The sequence below is a fragment of the Pseudomonas sp. KH_046_1 genome, from assembly GCF_057839025.1.
Map to the genome: position 1 here is coordinate 2,602,793 of NZ_CM174481.1, position 16,543 is coordinate 2,619,335.

A 16,543-nucleotide genomic window follows, 5' to 3' on the forward strand; every position below is an offset into this window, starting at 1 on the left:
GACGGGAAAACAACATGGGAAATCGACGTTTTGCAAACTGGTTGACCGGTGCGGCCTGCGTAATGCTGGCCGGCATGAGCGCTGCTCAGGCACAGCCGATCAGGTTCGCAGTGGCAGCGGAACCCTATCCGCCGTACACCGAAAAGCAGGCCAACGGCGTGTGGAAAGGTTTTGAAGTCGACCTGATTCACAAGCTGTGCAGCGAAATGAAAGCCGAATGCGAGATCAAGGAAGTGGCGTGGGACGGCATCATTCCGTCGCTGCTGGCGAAGAAGATCGACGTGATCTTTTCCTCGATGTCGGTGACCGAAGAACGGGAAAAACAGATCGCCTTCAGCAAGGCCTACTACGACTCGGTGATTGCCGTCGTCGGCCCGAAAGAAGCATCGGTGAAGAAATACCCGGATGATCTCAAGGGCAAGATCATCGGCGTACAGAACTCGACCGTGAGCGCCAGCTACCTGAAGACCTACTACGAAAAAATCGCCGACGTTAAGTACTACGACACCCAGGACTCGGCCAACGCCGACCTGATCGCCGGGCGCATTGACCTGATGATGGCCGACGGCACGGCCATGGCCGCGTTTGTCAAAACCCCGGATGCCAAGGACCTGGCCTACCTCGGCGCCGTGCCGTATGACCCGATCTTCGGCAAAGGCGTGGGCGCCGGCATGCGCAAGGACGACACCGAACTCAAGGCCAAGCTCGACAAGGCCATCCAGGAATTGCTGGCGAGCAAAGACTATGACGAGCTGTCCCAGAGCTACTTCGGCACCAGCGTGAAGCCTGCGTTCTGACCCCAGGCACACAAAAAACCCTGTAGGAGCGAGCCTGCTCGCGATGGACGCAAAAGCGCCGCGGGTCATCTGAATGACCGCGTCATCGTTAACGTTTTTCGCGAGCAGGCTCGCTCCTACAGGGGACCGTGTCCGCCAACTGGAGACTGATATGCCGGCAATGTTCGATCTGATCAATTTCACTGAGCAGGGATGGGGCAGTGCGCTGTTGAAGGGGCTCTGGATGACCCTGCAGATTTCCGCCGGGGCCTTTGTGCTCGGGCTGGCCATCGGGCTGGTGGTGGCGTGCCTCAAGCTGGGCGCGCCAAAGCCGATTGCAGCGCTGATGCGCGGCTACACCACCTTGTTCCGCGCGGTTCCGGAATTGCTACTGATTCTGTTGCTGTACTACGTCGGCTCCATGCTCCTCAATTCGTTGATGACCCATCTCGGCTACGGCGTGGTTAATGTCAGCGGTCCGCTGGCGGCCATCGTGGTGCTGGGGCTGGTGCAGGGCGCCTACGCCTCGGAGATTTTCCGCGCGGCGATCCAGGCGATTCCCTTCGGCCAGATCGAAGCGGCCAAGGCGTTCGGCCTCAACGGCTTCGGTCTGTTCCGCCGGGTCACGCTGCCGATCATGGCGCCTTACGCCATGGCCGGGATGGCCAACCTGTGGATCAACCTGATCAAGGACAGTGCGCTGATCAGCGTGGTCGGCACCAACGAGCTGCTGTACACCGCCAAGCAAGGCGCGGGATCGACGCGCCACTATCTGTTGTTCTACCTCACGGCCGCGGCGCTGTATTACGCGGTGACGCTGGTGTCCAACTACCTTTCGGGACGGTTGGAGCGACGCATTCGTCGCTGGATGCCTCTTGTTGACTGAACCGGCAGAGAGAATGAAATGATTCCAGCGTGGATAGTTGAATACGCGGCACTGTTGGGCCGGGGGCTGCAAACCACCCTCACGATTCTATTGATCGCCAGTGTGTTCGGGTTTGTCCTGGCGGTGCTGGTGGCGCTGGCGCGGATCTCGAAAAACAGGGTGATCGCCAAGGTCAGTCTGTTCTACACCAGCGTGACCCGCGGGACGCCGTTGCTGATCCAGATCTACATTTTCTACTACGGCCTGGGCAGCCTGTTTGCCCAGTTCCCTCTGATTCGCGGCAGTTTCCTCTGGCCGTACCTGCGCGACGGTTACTGGTACATCGTGTTCGCCCTGGTGGTGTCGGTGGGGGCTTATGTCGGCGAAGTGATTCGCGGTGGCCTGCTGGCGGTGCCCAAGGGTGAAATGGAAGCGGCCTCGGCCTTCGGCATGACGGCGCGCCAGTCCTTGCTGCGGGTACGCTTGCCCCGGGCGATGCGCTTGCTGCTGCCGACCCTGGCCGGGGAAACCGTGATGCTGCTCAAGTCCACGGCGCTGGCCTCGACCATCGCCGTGATCGATCTGCTCGGCGCCGCCAACGTGGTCCGCGCGCAGACCCTGCAGGTGTACGAACCCTTGTTGCTGGTGGCCGGTGTCTACGTCTGCCTGACGTTCCTGATCGAAGCGCTGTTTGCCTTTGCCGAACGGCGCGGGACGCCCGTGCGCAGGTCGGCCTGATGAGTTCGCCACGGGTTGACCGGTCGTTGCAGGGCATTGGCCTGTGCACATTGGGCTACGCATTCCTGTCGTTGCAGGATGCGGTCATCAAGTGGCTGGTGGCCGATTATTCGGTGGTCACCATTCTGTTCTGGCGCGCCGCCGTGGTGGTCGTGGCAGTGTTGCTGGTGGGGCGCCTGCGCCTGATCCAGCGGGCCTGGCGCTCGCCGAGCCGGTACCTGCTGGTGGTGCGCGGCTTGCTGTCGATTGTCGCCTGGGTGCTGTACTACACGGCGGCCCGGGACCTGACCCTGGCCGAGATGACCACCCTGTATTTTTCCGCGCCGATCATGGTCACGGTGCTGGCGGCGGTGATTCTCAAGGAGCGCGCCAGCGGCTGGCAGTGGTTCAGCCTGATCATCGGTTTTGTCGGGGTGGTCATCGCCTGTCGCCCCGACAACATGACCGATCCGTTGCCGATCATCCTGACCCTGCTGGCGGCGATGTGCTGGGCGTTCACTTATATCCAACTGCGCCAGGTGGATGAGCAGACCTCAGTGCTGGAGCAGATGCTGATCACCAACGTGGTGTTCGTGATTTGCATGGCGGTTGCCCTGCCGTGGACCCACACACCATCACCGACGCCCGCCTGGCTGGGCATGCTCGGCGCCGGCCTGGTGGGTGGCATTGGCCAGTTCCTGTTGTTCGCCAGTTTCCGCCGCGCCACCGCGACCTTGCTCGCGCCGTTCGAATACACCGGACTGATCTGGGCGTTTGCGCTGTCGAGCCTGGTCTGGGGCACGCTGATGGACATGTCGCTGATGATCGGCGCGGGGCTGATCGCGGTCAGCGGCACCCTGGCAATGATCTTCGGCCGGCACGCATCACAAGACGTCGTCGGTGCTGAATGCTCCGTGACGCAACCCCTTTATCCAGCAACGGCAGATATGCAGTCCGTTGGCGGCGCTGAAGGTCTCGGGGTTCAGGCACCACTCGAGCCAGAGACCGTCGAGCATCGCCGATAAGCCGATGGCGGCCAGGCGCGTGTCGTGAATCACGAAGCCTTCGCTGGCGGCCAGCCCGTCGAGCAACTGGCGGATCAGGTCGAGGTAGGCGCGGTAGCTTTTTTCGTGGGACTGGCTGACGTGTTCGGAGTGACGGATCAGGCTCCAGAACACCACCCACACGCCGAGCAGTTTCGGGTCCATGACCCTGGGCGAGAACGAGCCTTCCAGGAAGGCATCGATTTTCTGCGCGGGTGTCTGGGCCTGTTCGATTTCCTGGAGCAGGGCCGTGGTCAGTTCGCTCGCGAGCCGCTGGTAGGTGTCGGCGATCAGTACCTCGATGCTGCCGAAGTGGTGGTTGAGCAACCCCACGGACACCCCGGCTTCGGTGGCGATGCGTCGCACGGAAATCCCGGCGTGACCGTCGCGACCCAGGCAGCGCAGGGTGGCGGCCACCAGCATTTCGCGACGGTCTTCGGGTTCGGCGCGGCGGTTTTTCGGGGCATCGGTTGTCACAAGGCTGTCCTTGGGTGAGATTCCACGATGCCGAGCTTAGTTGAACGTCTGTTCAATCACCAGCCTCGGCAGCAGCGATACAACGTTTTTCAAGGTTCATGACGGGAGGGAAAGCCAATGCCGCAGGATATTTCGTTCAGTGTTCGCAACAACAACGGTGACGCCGTGCGGGTCGGTGCCTGGCGTTATACAGGCGACGGCAGCGGGCCAAACGTGCACCTGCAAGCCGGCGTTCATGCCGATGAAATCGCCGGAATGCTGGTCTTGCACCTGCTGATGCAACGACTGCAAATCGCTGAATCCCAGGGCCGGCTCAAAGGCAACATTACCGTGGTGCCGCAGGCCAATCCGCTGGGCATCGGGCAGTTTCGCCAGGGGCGGATCCTCGGTCGTTATCACGACGCTACCGGACATAACTTCAATCGCGCGTTCGACCAGTCGGCGGCCATGGAACGACCTTCGACCTGCGTTCAGCAATGGCAAAAACAACTGGTGCAACTGGCCGCCCCGGCCGATGTGATGCTCGACCTGCATACCGATGACGAGGCCTTGTCGTACCTCTACGTGCACCGCAGTTTCTGGCCCCGTGGCCGCGAACTGGCGGCCGCGATGAAGATGGACGTGGCGATCATCTGGGATGACGGCGGCGATGGCTCCTTCGAGGAAACCATCATTGCCCCGTGGATACGCGACGGAGTCACAGCGGGGCGCATGGCCGCCACCCTGGAGCTGCGCGGGCAGGGCGATGTCAGCGATCGTTTCGCCGAACAGGATGCAGAAGGGCTGTACAACTGGCTGTGCGGTTGCGGTGTCATCGATGAGTCAGTGGCGCCCGCGGACTGGCCCGTCGAAGCCGTGGAAATGGGCCATATGGAAACCATCATCGCCCCGCAACCCGGGGTGTTGATCTTCGAAAAAGAGTTGGGGGATTTCGTCGAGGAAGGCCAGCGCTTTGCACGGATTCTCGGGCGGCCGGGCGACCCGTCTTCCGAAGTGGTGCTGCACGCCGAACAAGCGGGGCGCCTGGTGACGCGCTATCGCGATCGACTGATACCCCAGGGCATGGGGGTGGCGAAATTCACCGGTAGCCGGGTGTCGCGCAACTGGAGTGGCGGGTTGCTGGACCCGAACTAGTGATAGCCCAGCCAACATCAAAAACACAGGAACTGAGGTGAGGGCGCGAACTCCCTCGCCTCAGGTAACCGTATTTATGCGGGCGGGTCGATTTGGTCCAGCACCCGATTCGCCGTGATCTCCGCCAGCATCACACTGTTGGAAATCCCTAGCAGGGCATTGCGCGATCCACCGTCCAGATGATCCACCAACTGATGCACCATCACATCGACCGAGGCCAGGGTCTCGACCAGATACACCATCAGGGTTTCGGTATCGATCTTGGGGTCGACGGTAAACAGAGAGCCAGGCGTGCGCGGCGTGGCTTTGATGTCGGCAGTCGAAGGGAAGTGGAAGGCGAGCGCGCGTTCGGCGGCCTCGTTGAGCGTTTTTGAATCGGGTTCGTACGGGGATGTCGGATCGGTGTCCGGCGGGTTGGGTGTGACCTTGAACATAAGCTAGATCCTTGTATGGAGCGCCACCCCTCTTGCGACTAAACGAAAGGGGAGGCAGCTGTACGCAGGTTAGTCGACCGGGGATCTAGCAAACCGGCGCGCCCGAAGGCGCCCTGCGCACAGCTACCATCAAGTGCAAGCATGGGAATGCCTGACTGACAGAGCTTGTGCACTTCACTAGAAAACCACGGGCGACTAAACCCGATCACTGATGGGCAGTGACGCGAACCAAGTTACCGAGCAGCTCCTGAACGCACAAGCCGGCGGATTCTGGCGTAACCGTAGGCAACGACGCAAGGTCTTGTAGCCCTCAGGAAATAACCTACAACCCTTTTAAACAAATGCTCTTGGGCGATGTCGAGCGATCGCCCCTGCGGACACAAACACCTCTGATCTACTGACTACCGGCTTTCGTGTATCGCTGTGTATCAGGGCGCGACATCCGCATACAGCCATACAAAACCAGCGCTTTACGGATACAGCCGGGATACACCACTGGGGCCAAATAGACCTGCCAAAGCGAGATGCATCCCGCAGCTCGCAACCAGGTTTATCAACCCTTGCGGTACGACCAATAGAGGTCCCGCCGCGCCATTGATCCGGAGTATCAACATGTCTCGTATCCAGTCGAACAAAACCCGTATTGGCCTGATCGCTGTTGCACTGGTCGGCGGTATCAACTTCGCGTCCTCGGCGTTTTCGGCCGAAGCCTTGCCTCAGGGCTATCAGCTGGCTTCCGCGGAGAAGACCAGCGAAGGCAAGTGTGGTGAAGGCAAATGCGGTGCCGAAACCGGCGCGCAAAAGACCCAGGCCGAGGGCAAGTGCGGTGAAGGCAAGTGCGGCGATGCTTCTTTCGCGCGCACCGACACCGATGATGACGGCCGCGTATCACTCAAGGAATTGCTGGCCGTGGCGCCCAAGGGCACTGAGGAATTCAAGGCGATGGACACCAACGGCGACGGTTTCCTGTCCGAGGGAGAGGTGTACAAGTTCCGCACCAACCAGTTCACCTCCAACGGCAAGAAAGTACCGACCGAGCTGTTCACCAAGTTGAGCCAGGCTAAAGACTGATCGGCCGCAAACAAAAAACCCTTCCTGTGTTGAAACGCAGGAAGGGTTTTTTTGCGCGGGCAGTACTGGTTTGGTCGTCAGGCGCGAAATGGCACTCCACTTGACTACCGATTGCATCGGATTTGACCAGCAGGGTTTGTAATCATGACTGGCAGAGAACGGCCAGAAGCGGACGTTCGGGAATGGCAGCTAACGATCCGAAACGGGCATGAAACTTGGAAGCTGAAACGCTTCATCCTATCGGGAGAACCTTCAGATCCGGCCAGGTTGCGAGCCAGTTTTTTGAGCGAAGGCGGTTCAGATAGACCTGCCGTTTATCTGCCCGGAACTTCACCGTAGGTCGGACGACAAGGTTAAAGAGATCGTCTAGGCCGAGTGGTGCCGCGACCTCGACCACACCCTCTACTCCAAGCCGTACAGCTACCTTGAAACCTCAGGGGCAGGTCTTGTCTTTTGCCATCGCTATTATGCAAAAGGCAAGACCTGACCCCGCATTGCTTTGAGAAATACGAAAACCCTTGATTTCGAGAGAGATCGGGGGGTTTTGCTTTCTGGCTCCCCGGGGCCGTGTCGAAAAAGTGTCGAAGCCCCTAGAACGCCCCAAGCGGATTGAGCCTTACCGCATCCTGCATCCAACGCCCGCTCGCCATGCTGCGAGCCGCGCACCCAAGCAATACATGAGGACGGAAGGTTGAACCGCGGCTGTGTGTCGGTAACCGGCGTCGTCTAGGCTTAATTTCTCGGTCACATTCCATCTTGGAGGCCGTTTCCCGCAGGAGGACTGTACATGCACATCACGACTTTCACTCTCGCCTTACCGACTGCCCTGCTGGCATTAGCCTGCAGTTTCGCCAGTCAGGCCCAGCAAACGGACATGACCTTCTTTGTCACTAGCCTCGGCATGGGCAAGGGCGCCGATCTAGGTGGTCTGAGCGGCGCCGATAGGCACTGCCAGACGCTGGCCTCCGCCGTCGGGGCGGGCCAGCACACCTGGCGTGCTTACCTCAGCACCAGTGCCGTCGGCGGCGCGGGAGCGGTCAATGCCCGTGATCGCATCGGCCAAGGTCCTTGGCAAAACGCCAAGGGGGTCGTCATCGCCCGCGACGTCGCGCAACTGCACGGCGACAACCAACTGACCAAGGAAATGGCCCTGGACGAACACGGGGCGCTGGTTAAGGGGCGCGGCGACACGCCGAACATGCACGACATCCTCACCGGCTCGCAGGCGGACGGAACTGCGTTCGCCGGTAGCGATGACCATACCTGCAGCAACTGGACCAGCAGCGGCGAAGGGACGGCCCAGGTCGGTCATCATGACCGAATAGGACTGCGTGACGATGCGGCGGCACGCTCGTGGAACTCCTCGCACCCCTCGCGTGGCTGCAGCAGCGAAGCCCTGGCCGGCTCGGGCGGGGCGGGGCTGCTGTACTGCTTTGCCGCAGAATGACGGGCGATGCCGCTGCGGGGTCGCAAGTTGCAGGCGGGCCAAGCCGAGTAGAGCGGCCGGGTTCGCCGCATTCCTAGGCACGGCGGATCAGTGCAGAAAGTCTGTGAAACCTCAGGGTCAGGTCTTGTCTTTTGCCATCGCTATTATGCAAAAGGCAAGACCTGACCCCGTATTGCTATCCTTGCACCAGACGGAGTATCCGCCAACGTACCGGATCGGCAGCGATGATGGTCTGCACCTGCGAGAGCTGGATCATGGGCGCTGGCCTAGATGTTAAAAGTCGGAGCGAGAGACTACCAACCCAGCTGCGTTAATGTCTGCTTCTGGCCGTTTTCTGCCTATCGCGAATAACCGGTTTGGGTTTTCTGCCAGTCATAACCATAAAACGCGGTAGTCAACTCCATCCAAATGGTTGCTCAGCTCGAATGCAATCAGCTGAGCAAATCCATCCAATCTCCCATCAAGCCTTAACCCACCGCTGGCGACTCCAGCTGCTCAACCCATCAACGGCAAACACCAGCACCAACATCGCCAAAATCACCGTACTGGCCTGGGCTTCCTGGAACAGGCTGAGGCTGACATAGAGCATCTGCCCCAAACCGCCGGCACCGACAAAGCCGAGCACGCTGGCCATGCGGATGTTGTTTTCCCAGCGGTACAGGATGTACGCCAACAACTGCGGAAACAGGTTGGGCAGGGTGCCGTAGCAGAAAGCCCAGACGACGTTGCCGCCTTGCAAGCGGATGGCTTCGGCCGGTTGCGGCGGGGTGTTTTCCAGTGCTTCGGCGAACAGTCGGCCCAGCACCCCGGTGGTGTGCATGGCCAGTGCCAGGGTCCCGGCGTTGGGGCCGAGTCCGGCTGCCAGCACCATCAGCGCGGCCCACACCAGTTCGGGAATGGCGCGCAGGGCGTTAAGCACGAGACGCGACGCACTCTGCAACGGCCAGCCGAAACGCCCGGCCGCCGGCAGTGCCAGTACCAGGCCCAATACCGCCGCGAGCAGGGTGCCGAGGGCCGACATGGCCATGGTTTCCACGGCGCCACGGCCGATGGCTTGCAGATGGCCGGCGCTCAGGTCCGGACTGAGAAAACGCAGCACGTAGGCGCCCATCTGCTTCAGGTTACCGCTGCCACCCAGTTCGCCGAGGTCGATGCCCAGATAGCGGAACGAAGCGACGACCGCTGCGCCAATGCACAGGATCAGCAGCAGGTTGATCAGGCGATTCATGCGAACCTCCAGCGCAGCAGGCGGCTGATCTGATCGGCGAACAGCACCAGGACGAAAAAGGTCAGCAACATGCTCGCCACTTCACCGCCGGCGAACATGCGCAACGACAAATCAATCTGCTGGCCCAGCCCGCCGGCGCCGACGAAGCCCATCACCACCGACGCGCGGATCGCGCATTCCCAGCGATACACGGTGTACGACAGCAACTCCGCGCCGACATTGGGCAGGATGCCGTAGCAGAACGCCGCCAACCGGCTGCTGCCGGCTTGCAGCAATGAGTGGGCGGGACGCTGGTCGACCGACTCGAAGATTTCCGCGTAGACCTTGCCCAGCATGCCGCTGTAGGTGATGGCAATCGCCAGCACCCCGGCCGTCGGGCCAAGGCCGACGGCGCGCACGAACAGTAAGGCCCAGACGATTTCCGGTACGCTGCGCAGGAAGATCAGCAGCCCGCGCACCGGCCAGCGCAACAGCCGCCCGAGTGCGCTCGGACGACCACTGCGCGAGGCTGCGGACAGCGACAGCGCTCGACTGGCCAACAAGCTGGCGGGCACGGCCAACATCAAGGCCAGGGCCATGCCGGCGGTGGCGATGGCCAGGGTTTGCAACGTGGCTTGCCACAGTAGCTGAAGGAACTCTTCACCATGGGCAGGCGGCCAGAAGGCGGAGACAAACCGGCCCATCTCACTCTGGCTGTCGGCCTTGAGCAGTACACCCAAATCCAGTTCGCTGAAATGAATACCAGGCCACAGCAGAGCAAGTGCCAACAGACTGAGCAGCAGGCGGGGCAGGGTGGCCGGGTCTCGTGTATCGCGCGTCAGCATCGTGGAATCTGCAGGCTCAAGGGCGCCACCGGAACGGGTGGCGACAGCAGTTGTTCGTTGGCGTAGAGCTTGTCGAGCAAATCGTGGTCGACGTCGCTGGCGGGAAGGTCGAAAAGGACCTGACCGTCGCGTAAGCCGATGATGCGTGAGAAGTGCGTCAGGGCCAGCTCCACCGCATGCAGGCTGGCGACCAGGGTCACCTTGTGTTCCCGGGCGTGGCGGCAGAGGATCGACAGGGTGTGCCCGGCCAGTACCGGGTCCATTGCCGACACCGGCTCATCGGCCAGCAGCACTTCGGGCGCCTGGTACAGCACGCGGGCAATGCCCACGCGCTGCAGTTGGCCGCCAGACAATTGCTGGCACTGGGCGAACAGCTTGTCACCCAGGTCCAGCTTGGCCAGTGCCGCCCGCGCCCCCGGAACATCCACCGGGTGCAGCAGACTCAGCAGGCTTTTGGCAAAACCCCACTGGCCGAGCTTTCCGGCCAGCACCGCCGTGACCACCCGTTGCCGCGGTGGCAGTGGCGGCGCTTGGTGAACCAGGCCGATGCGCGCCCGCAGCTGCTGACGTCGATGGGCGCCAAGCTGCCAGGCGTGCTCGCCGAGCACCTCAACCGCGCCGTTGTCCGGGCGCAGGGCGGTGGCCAGCACGTTGAGCAGGCTCGACTTGCCGGCACCGGACGGACCGATGATTGCGACCTGCTCACCGGCAGCGATGTGCAGGTCGATCTCATGCAGCGCACGCACGCCATTGCCGTGGGTGAGGCTGATCCGGTTCAGATGCAAGGTCATTTCAGCAGGTCGGCAGCGCGCGCGGCTTCCTCGATGCCCTTGTAGTTCTCAGGCTTGGTCTCGATGAAGCGGCTGGCGGCTTGCAGGTCGAGAATGGCCTTGTCTTCGGGTTTTGCCGGGTCGAGCGCGAGGAAGGCCGCCTTGATCTTCTCGGCGAGGGCCGGGTCGAGGGTGCCGCGCACGGTCCAGTTGTAGTCGAAGTAGGCCGGCGTGGTGGCGAAGACCTTGACCTTGTCGGTGTCGACCTTGCCGGCCTTGACCAGTTTTTCCCAGACGCTGGCATTGAGTACGCCGGCGTCCACTTTGCCAGCCTGAACCCAGGCGACGGTGGCGTCGTGGGCGCCGGAGTAACCGACACGGCTGAAGTAAGTTTCAGGTTTGATGCCGTCCTGCAGCATGAAATAGCGCGGCATCAAACTGCCCGACGTCGACGAGACCGAGCCGAAGGCGAACGACTTGCCCTTGAGGTCGGCCAGCGACTTGACGGCCGGGTCGGCGGTGATGAATTTGCTGGTGAACTGCGCATCCTGCTCACGCTGTACCAATGGAATGGCATTGCCGGTTTTCAGTCGCGCCTGCACGAAGGTGAAGCCGCCCAGCCAGGCCATGTCGATACGGTCTGTGGCCAGGGCCTCGACCACCGCCGGGTAGTCGGATACCGGCACGAACTCGACCTTCATGCCCAGTTGCTTCTCCAGGTATTCACCCAGGGGCTTGAACTTGCGCAGCAATTCGGTGGGTGCTTCATCAGGAATGGCGCTGACCTTGAGGGTCTCGGCGGCCTGTGCCAGCAGGGTGGAAAGGGACAGGGTCAGGCCGACGGCCATAGCCAGGGTACGTTTGAGCATGGAAGTTCTCCGGTTCAATAGCGGAAAAATGTCGATGCGCCCCGCACAAGCTGATTGCTGCACGACGCTTCGTGAGGGTAGACGAAAACGCCGCGATTATAGGGAGTCTTGCGTGCTTGACCAGCCTGAAACATGAGTGAAGGCGCAAAACCTGTGGGAGCGAGCCTGCTCGCGAATGCGGTGTGTCATTCAACATTGGTGTTGACTGAACTGACGCTTTCGCGAGCAGGCTCGCTCCCACAGGGGTTACGGTACTCAGGACTTGACTGATGTTTTGGACAACTCACATCCGCGTAAACGCCTGCGCCAGATCCGCCCGCAAATCCTCCACATCCTCAACCCCCACCGACAACCGCACCAAGCCATCGCCAATCCCCAGTTCCGCGCGGGTATCGGGCGGAATGGTGGCGTGGGTCATGATCGCCGGGTGTTCGATCAGGCTTTCCACGCCGCCGAGGCTTTCGGCCAGGGCGAAGATCTGCACGCTCTCAAGGAAACGTTTGGTGCCGGCCAGGTCGCTGTTGAGGTCAAGGGAGATCATCCCGCCGAAACCGCGCATTTGCCGTTGGGCCAGTTCGTGTTGCGGGTGCGACGGCAGGCCGGGGTAGTAGACCCGTGAGACTTGCGGTTGGCGCTCCAGCCACTGCGCCAGCTCCAGCGCGTTGCTGCAATGCCGCTCCATGCGCAGGGCCAGGGTCTTCACGCCGCGCAGGGTGAGGAAGGCATCGAACGGGCCGGCGATGGCGCCGACGGCGTTTTGCAGGAAGCCCAGGCGTTCGGCCAGTTCGGCGTTCTGCCCGACCACGGCGATGCCGCCGATCACGTCAGAGTGACCGTTGAGGTACTTGGTGGTCGAGTGCAGCACGATGTCGAAGCCCAGTTCCAGCGGGCGCTGGATCCACGGGCTGGCGAAGGTGTTGTCGGCCACGCAGATGATGCCGCGGGCGCGGCAGGTGCGGGCGATGGCGGCCAGGTCGGTGAGGCGCAGCAGCGGATTGCTTGGTGTCTCGACCATGACCATGCGGGTGTCGTCTTGCAGGGAGGCCTCGAACGCCGCCAGGTCGGTCAGGTCGACGAAGCTGAAGCGGTGCCCGGCGCTGCGCTGGCGCACCTTGTCGAACAGGCGGAAGGTGCCGCCGTACAAATCGTTGCCCGAGACGATGTGCGAGCCGGCGTCGAGCAGTTCCAGCACCGTGGAAATGGTCGCCAGCCCCGAGGCGAAGGCAAAGCCCCGGGTGCCGCCTTCGAGGTCGGCCACGCAGCGCTCCAGGGCCCAGCGCGTCGGGTTGTGCGAACGCCCGTAGTCCAGGCCTTTGTGCACCCCGGGGCTCTGTTGCAGGTAGGTGGAGTTGGCGTAGATCGGCGGCATCAGCGCCCCGGTCGAAGGGTCCGGCACTTGCCCGGCGTGGATCACGCGGGTGGCGAAGCCCTGTGGCGAGGCGTTTTTATCCTGTTGACTCATGGCAGGGATCTCCGCAAATGGTTGAGCATGTCGGTTCGGGTAATCAGGCCGTGGAAGCCCGAGGCATCCTGGATGATCGCCACCAGCCCACGGCCCAGTTCTGCCTCCAGATCCGCCAGCGAGGCATCGGGGGACAGGGTTTGCAGTTTGTCGGTCATGGCGCTGGATACGGCCTTGCGGAAGTGCGCAACGTCTTCATGCACGCCCAGCAGGATGTCGGACTCGTCGATCACGCCGACCAGTTGTTTGCCGTTCACCAGCACCGGTAGCTGCGAGACATCCGCCAGGCGCATGCGTTGAAAAGCCGTCAGTAGCGTGTCATCCGGGCCGACGCTGATCACCCGGCCATCCTCGAAACGCCGCGCGATCAGGTCGCGCAGGTCGCCGTAGTGCTTGCGTTGCAGCAGGCCCTGATCGTTCATCCACTGGTCGTTGTAGACCTTCGACAGGTAACGCGTACCGGTGTCGCAGACGAAGCTCACCACCCGCTTCGGCTGGGTCTGTTCGCGGCAGTAACGCAACGCCGCCGCCAGCAAGGTGCCGGTCGACGAGCCGCCAAGAATCCCTTCGGCGCGCAGCAGCTGGCGGGCGTGATCAAAGCTTTCTTCGTCGCTGATCGAATAGGCGTGACGCACGCTGGACAGGTCGGCAATCGACGGAATGAAGTCTTCGCCAATGCCTTCCACCGCCCAGGAACCGGGGGTGGGGAGGGTGCCGCCGCGGCTGTATTCGGCCATCACCGAACCGACCGGGTCGGCCAGGACCATTTCCAGGTCCGGCTGCACCCGTTTGAAGAAGCGGGTCAGCCCGGTGAGGGTGCCGGCCGAACCAACACCGACGACGATGGCGTCCACATCATGCTGGGTTTGCGCCCAGATCTCCGGCGCGGTGCTGCATTCGTGGGCCAGCGGGTTGGCCGGGTTGTTGAACTGGTCGGCGAAGAACGCATCGGGAATTTCCGCCGCCAGCCGCGCGGCGACATCCTGGTAATACTCAGGATGGCCTTTGCCGACGTCGGAGCGGGTGATGTGCACCTCGGCGCCCATGGCCTTGAGGTGCAAGACCTTCTCGGTGGACATCTTGTCCGGCACCACCAGCACCACGCGGTAGCCCTTGGCGCGGCCGACCAGGGCCAGGCCGAGGCCGGTATTGCCGGCGGTGGCTTCGACGATGGTGCCGCCGGGCCTGAGGCGGCCATCGCGTTCGGCGGTGTCGATCATCGCCAGACCGATGCGGTCCTTGATCGAACCGCCGGGGTTCTGGGATTCGAGTTTGAGAAACAGCGTACACGGGCCGGTATCGAATCGGCTGACGCGTACCAATGGGGTGTTGCCGATCAGTTCGAGCACGGCAGGACGGGAATTGTCGAGCATGTCATCACTCCTTGCGTGAATCCGCACTGGATGGACAGCAATCCGCGCCGGGTCTTTGCGCCGGTCGCGGGCAATGCATCGCTTGGACCATAGGCCGGGATCGGGTCGGCCGCAACCTTGCACAGCCAACCGGTCACCTCGACGCTTTTTCCTCGCCAGCGACCACAAAAAACATAATTTCGCTATTTCCCGGCTCCGAACAGAATGCGGCCAACACCCTGACACCGATAGCCGCAGCAGAAGAACAACAGTGATCAGAATCGAGGCGGCAGCCATGACCGACCTGAATCAAACCACCTTTCAGAAGTGCACAGCCATGACAGTTGATAAGACCGAAATTGATACGCTTGTTGTTGGCGCCGGCCAGGCCGGCGTGGCCATGAGTGAACACCTGAGCAAGCTCGGTGTGCCTCACCTCGTTGTGGAGCGCAATCGTATCGCCGAAGCCTGGCGCACCGGTCGCTGGGATTCGCTGGTAGCCAACGGTCCGGCCTGGCACGACCGTTTCCCGGGGCTGGAATTCGACGGTCTGGACCCGGATGCCTTCGCCGGGAAAGAGCAGGTGGCTGAGTACTTCGAAGCCTATGCCCGCAAGTTCAATGCGCCGATCCGCACCGGCGTGGACGTGAAGAAAGTCGAACGTAACACCGACCGTCCAGGCTTCACTGTCGAAACTTCCGATGGCGTGATCGAGGCCCGGCATGTGGTGGTCGCCACCGGTCCGTTCCAGCGTCCGGCCATTCCACCGATTGCCCCCGAAATCGCCGGCATCACCCAGATTCACTCCGCCCAATACTACAACCCGCAGCAACTGGCCGAAGGCGCGGTGCTGGTGGTGGGCGCCGGTTCCTCGGGCGTGCAGATCGCCGATGAACTGCAACGTTCCGGCAAACAGGTCTACCTGTCGGTGGGCGCCCACGATCGTCCGCCCCGTGCCTATCGCAACCGTGATTTCTGCTGGTGGCTGGGGGTGCTCGGCGAGTGGGATGCCGAGGCCATGCAACCGGGCAAGGAACACGTGACCATCGCCGTGAGCGGCGCCCGTGGCGGCCACACCGTGGACTTCCGCCGGCTGGCTCACCAGGGCATGACCCTGGTCGGCCTGACCCAGGCGTTCAACGGCGCTGTGGTGAGTTTCGAAAACAACCTCGCCGATAACATCCAGCGTGGCGATGAAAACTACCTGGCGCTGCTCGACAAGGCCGACGCCTATATCGAACGCAACGGCCTGGACCTGCCGCTGGAACCCGAAGCCCGGGCCATGTTGGCGGACCCAGACTGCGTGACCAATCCAATCCTTGAACTGGACCTGCTCAAGGCCGGCGTCACCACGATCATCTGGGCCACCGGTTACTCCACCGATTACAGCTGGCTGAAGGTCGATGCCTTCAAGGAAAACGGCAAGCCACAGCACCAGCGCGGCGTGTCGGCCGAGCCGGGGGTGTATTTCGTCGGGTTACCTTGGCAGTCCCGCCGCGGCTCCGCGTTTATCTGGGGCGTTTGGCACGATGCCAAGCACATCGCCGACCACATCGTTAAACAGCACACCTATCTCAACTATCGGGATGCGACCCAGCGTCAAGCCGAAGCCGCCCGTGCACCTCTTCAGAAAGCCAGCCTCATGGGAGTTCGTTAATGCCTACTCATACCCGCATCCGCATGTTCAACACCAAGGACACCTACCCGAACCAGACGCTGGACAACGATTTGTGCCAGGCCGTGCGCGCCGGCAACACCGTGTATGTGCGTGGTCAGGTCGGCACCGATTTCAACGGCCAACTGGTGGGCCTCGGTGATCCGCGTGCCCAGGCCGAACAGGCCATGCGCAACGTCAAGCAATTGCTGGAAGAGGCGGGCAGCGACCTGAGCCACATCGTCAAGACCACCACCTACCTGATCGACCCGCGCTACCGCGAGCCGGTGTACCAGGAGGTCGGCAAGTGGCTCAAGGGCGTGTTCCCGATTTCCACTGGCCTGGTGGTCAGCGCCCTCGGCCAGCCGCAGTGGCTGATGGAAATCGACGTGATCGCCGTCATCCCTGAATAAGGAATTC

The 16,543-nt window shown here is 62.0% G+C and carries 16 protein-coding genes and 2 pseudogenes; 9 read left to right on the forward strand and 9 right to left on the reverse strand.

All coding sequences use genetic code 11. The annotated features are described in order from the left end of the window. Positions 1–14 precede the first annotated feature (14 nt). The 4 genes from AC3IT9_RS12130 to AC3IT9_RS12145 all read left to right on the forward strand — a co-directional run bounded on the left by AC3IT9_RS12130 (position 15) and on the right by AC3IT9_RS12145 (position 3,383). A complete protein-coding gene (locus AC3IT9_RS12130; RefSeq protein WP_489273206.1) occupies positions 15–797 on the forward strand; it encodes a transporter substrate-binding domain-containing protein in 783 nt (260 codons plus the stop codon). A gap of 151 nt (positions 798–948) precedes the next feature. Further along, positions 949–1,662, forward strand: a complete 714-nt coding sequence (locus AC3IT9_RS12135) for an ABC transporter permease (protein WP_150674147.1) — start codon at positions 949–951, stop codon at positions 1,660–1,662. Between the two features lie 18 nt (positions 1,663–1,680). Continuing rightward, a complete protein-coding gene (locus AC3IT9_RS12140; protein WP_103397407.1) occupies positions 1,681–2,379 on the forward strand; it encodes an ABC transporter permease in 699 nt (232 codons plus the stop codon). After that, positions 2,379–3,383 carry a DMT family transporter gene (locus tag AC3IT9_RS12145; RefSeq protein ID WP_489273207.1) on the forward strand — a complete coding sequence of 335 codons (1,005 nt, stop codon included), beginning with the start codon at positions 2,379–2,381 and terminating at the stop codon, positions 3,381–3,383. Before AC3IT9_RS12140 ends, AC3IT9_RS12145 begins: the two co-directional genes overlap by 1 nt. Here the strand turns inward: AC3IT9_RS12145 and AC3IT9_RS12150 are convergent. Next, positions 3,339–3,824, reverse strand: a pseudogene (locus tag AC3IT9_RS12150) (TetR family transcriptional regulator C-terminal domain-containing protein); the annotation flags it as partial. The gene AC3IT9_RS12145 and the pseudogene AC3IT9_RS12150 sit on opposite strands and share 45 nt — an antisense overlap. 171 nt (positions 3,825–3,995) lie before the next feature. Between AC3IT9_RS12150 and AC3IT9_RS12155 the strand changes: the two are divergent. Continuing rightward, complete coding sequence (locus tag AC3IT9_RS12155; RefSeq protein ID WP_489273209.1) at positions 3,996–5,012, forward strand: M14 family zinc carboxypeptidase; 1,017 nt, start codon at positions 3,996–3,998, stop codon at positions 5,010–5,012. Positions 5,013–5,086: 74 nt separating this feature from the next. Here AC3IT9_RS12155 and AC3IT9_RS12160 read toward each other — a convergent pair whose 3' ends face one another. Continuing rightward, positions 5,087–5,446, reverse strand: coding sequence for a DUF6124 family protein (locus AC3IT9_RS12160; protein WP_150725335.1), 360 nt, complete (start codon positions 5,444–5,446; stop codon positions 5,087–5,089). Between the two features lie 612 nt (positions 5,447–6,058). Between AC3IT9_RS12160 and AC3IT9_RS12165 the strand changes: the two genes are divergently transcribed. After that, the gene (locus AC3IT9_RS12165; RefSeq protein WP_489273210.1) at positions 6,059–6,517 is read left to right on the forward strand and encodes an HvfA family oxazolone/thioamide-modified RiPP metallophore; all 459 of its coding nucleotides are present in this window, start codon (positions 6,059–6,061) and stop codon (positions 6,515–6,517) included. A 232-nt stretch (positions 6,518–6,749) separates the two neighbouring features. Here the strand turns inward: AC3IT9_RS12165 and AC3IT9_RS12170 are convergent. Then, positions 6,750–6,941: pseudogene (locus AC3IT9_RS12170) on the reverse strand (nucleotidyltransferase family protein); the annotation flags it as partial. Positions 6,942–7,304: 363 nt separating this feature from the next. On the opposite strand from AC3IT9_RS12170, the gene AC3IT9_RS12175 reads away from it, so the two are divergent. Next, a complete protein-coding gene (locus AC3IT9_RS12175; RefSeq protein ID WP_150725339.1) occupies positions 7,305–7,964 on the forward strand; it encodes a hypothetical protein in 660 nt (219 codons plus the stop codon). A 460-nt stretch (positions 7,965–8,424) separates the two neighbouring features. On the opposite strand, the gene phnE is transcribed toward AC3IT9_RS12175, so the two are convergent. From phnE to AC3IT9_RS12205, 6 genes are all read right to left on the reverse strand, one after another. After that, positions 8,425–9,192: a phosphonate ABC transporter, permease protein PhnE gene (gene phnE, locus AC3IT9_RS12180; protein WP_489273211.1), complete on the reverse strand. Its 768-nt coding sequence runs from the start codon at positions 9,190–9,192 to the stop codon at positions 8,425–8,427. Beyond that, entirely contained in the window at positions 9,189–10,016 is an 828-nt protein-coding gene (locus tag AC3IT9_RS12185; RefSeq protein ID WP_150725341.1) for a PhnE/PtxC family ABC transporter permease, read from the reverse strand. Before AC3IT9_RS12185 ends, phnE begins: the two co-directional genes overlap by 4 nt. Further along, entirely contained in the window at positions 10,010–10,807 is a 798-nt protein-coding gene (locus AC3IT9_RS12190) for a phosphonate ABC transporter ATP-binding protein (RefSeq protein ID WP_489273212.1), read from the reverse strand. Before AC3IT9_RS12190 ends, AC3IT9_RS12185 begins: the two co-directional genes overlap by 7 nt. Further along, a complete protein-coding gene (locus AC3IT9_RS12195; protein WP_150725343.1) occupies positions 10,804–11,655 on the reverse strand; it encodes a putative selenate ABC transporter substrate-binding protein in 852 nt (283 codons plus the stop codon). Before AC3IT9_RS12195 ends, AC3IT9_RS12190 begins: the two co-directional genes overlap by 4 nt. Before the next feature lie 283 nt (positions 11,656–11,938). After that, on the reverse strand, positions 11,939–13,117 hold the full coding sequence (locus tag AC3IT9_RS12200) for a trans-sulfuration enzyme family protein (protein ID WP_150759222.1): 1,179 nt from the start codon (positions 13,115–13,117) through the stop codon (positions 11,939–11,941). Continuing rightward, positions 13,114–14,490, reverse strand: coding sequence for a pyridoxal-phosphate dependent enzyme (locus AC3IT9_RS12205; RefSeq protein ID WP_151214769.1), 1,377 nt, complete (start codon positions 14,488–14,490; stop codon positions 13,114–13,116). Before AC3IT9_RS12205 ends, AC3IT9_RS12200 begins: the two co-directional genes overlap by 4 nt. 274 nt (positions 14,491–14,764) lie before the next feature. On the opposite strand from AC3IT9_RS12205, the gene AC3IT9_RS12210 reads away from it, so the two are divergent. Then, positions 14,765–16,126: a flavin-containing monooxygenase gene (locus AC3IT9_RS12210; RefSeq protein ID WP_489273214.1), complete on the forward strand. Its 1,362-nt coding sequence runs from the start codon at positions 14,765–14,767 to the stop codon at positions 16,124–16,126. Then, positions 16,126–16,536: a RidA family protein gene (locus AC3IT9_RS12215; protein ID WP_003201555.1), complete on the forward strand. Its 411-nt coding sequence runs from the start codon at positions 16,126–16,128 to the stop codon at positions 16,534–16,536. The genes AC3IT9_RS12210 and AC3IT9_RS12215 overlap by 1 nt, the downstream gene beginning before the upstream one ends. Positions 16,537–16,543 lie beyond the last annotated feature (7 nt).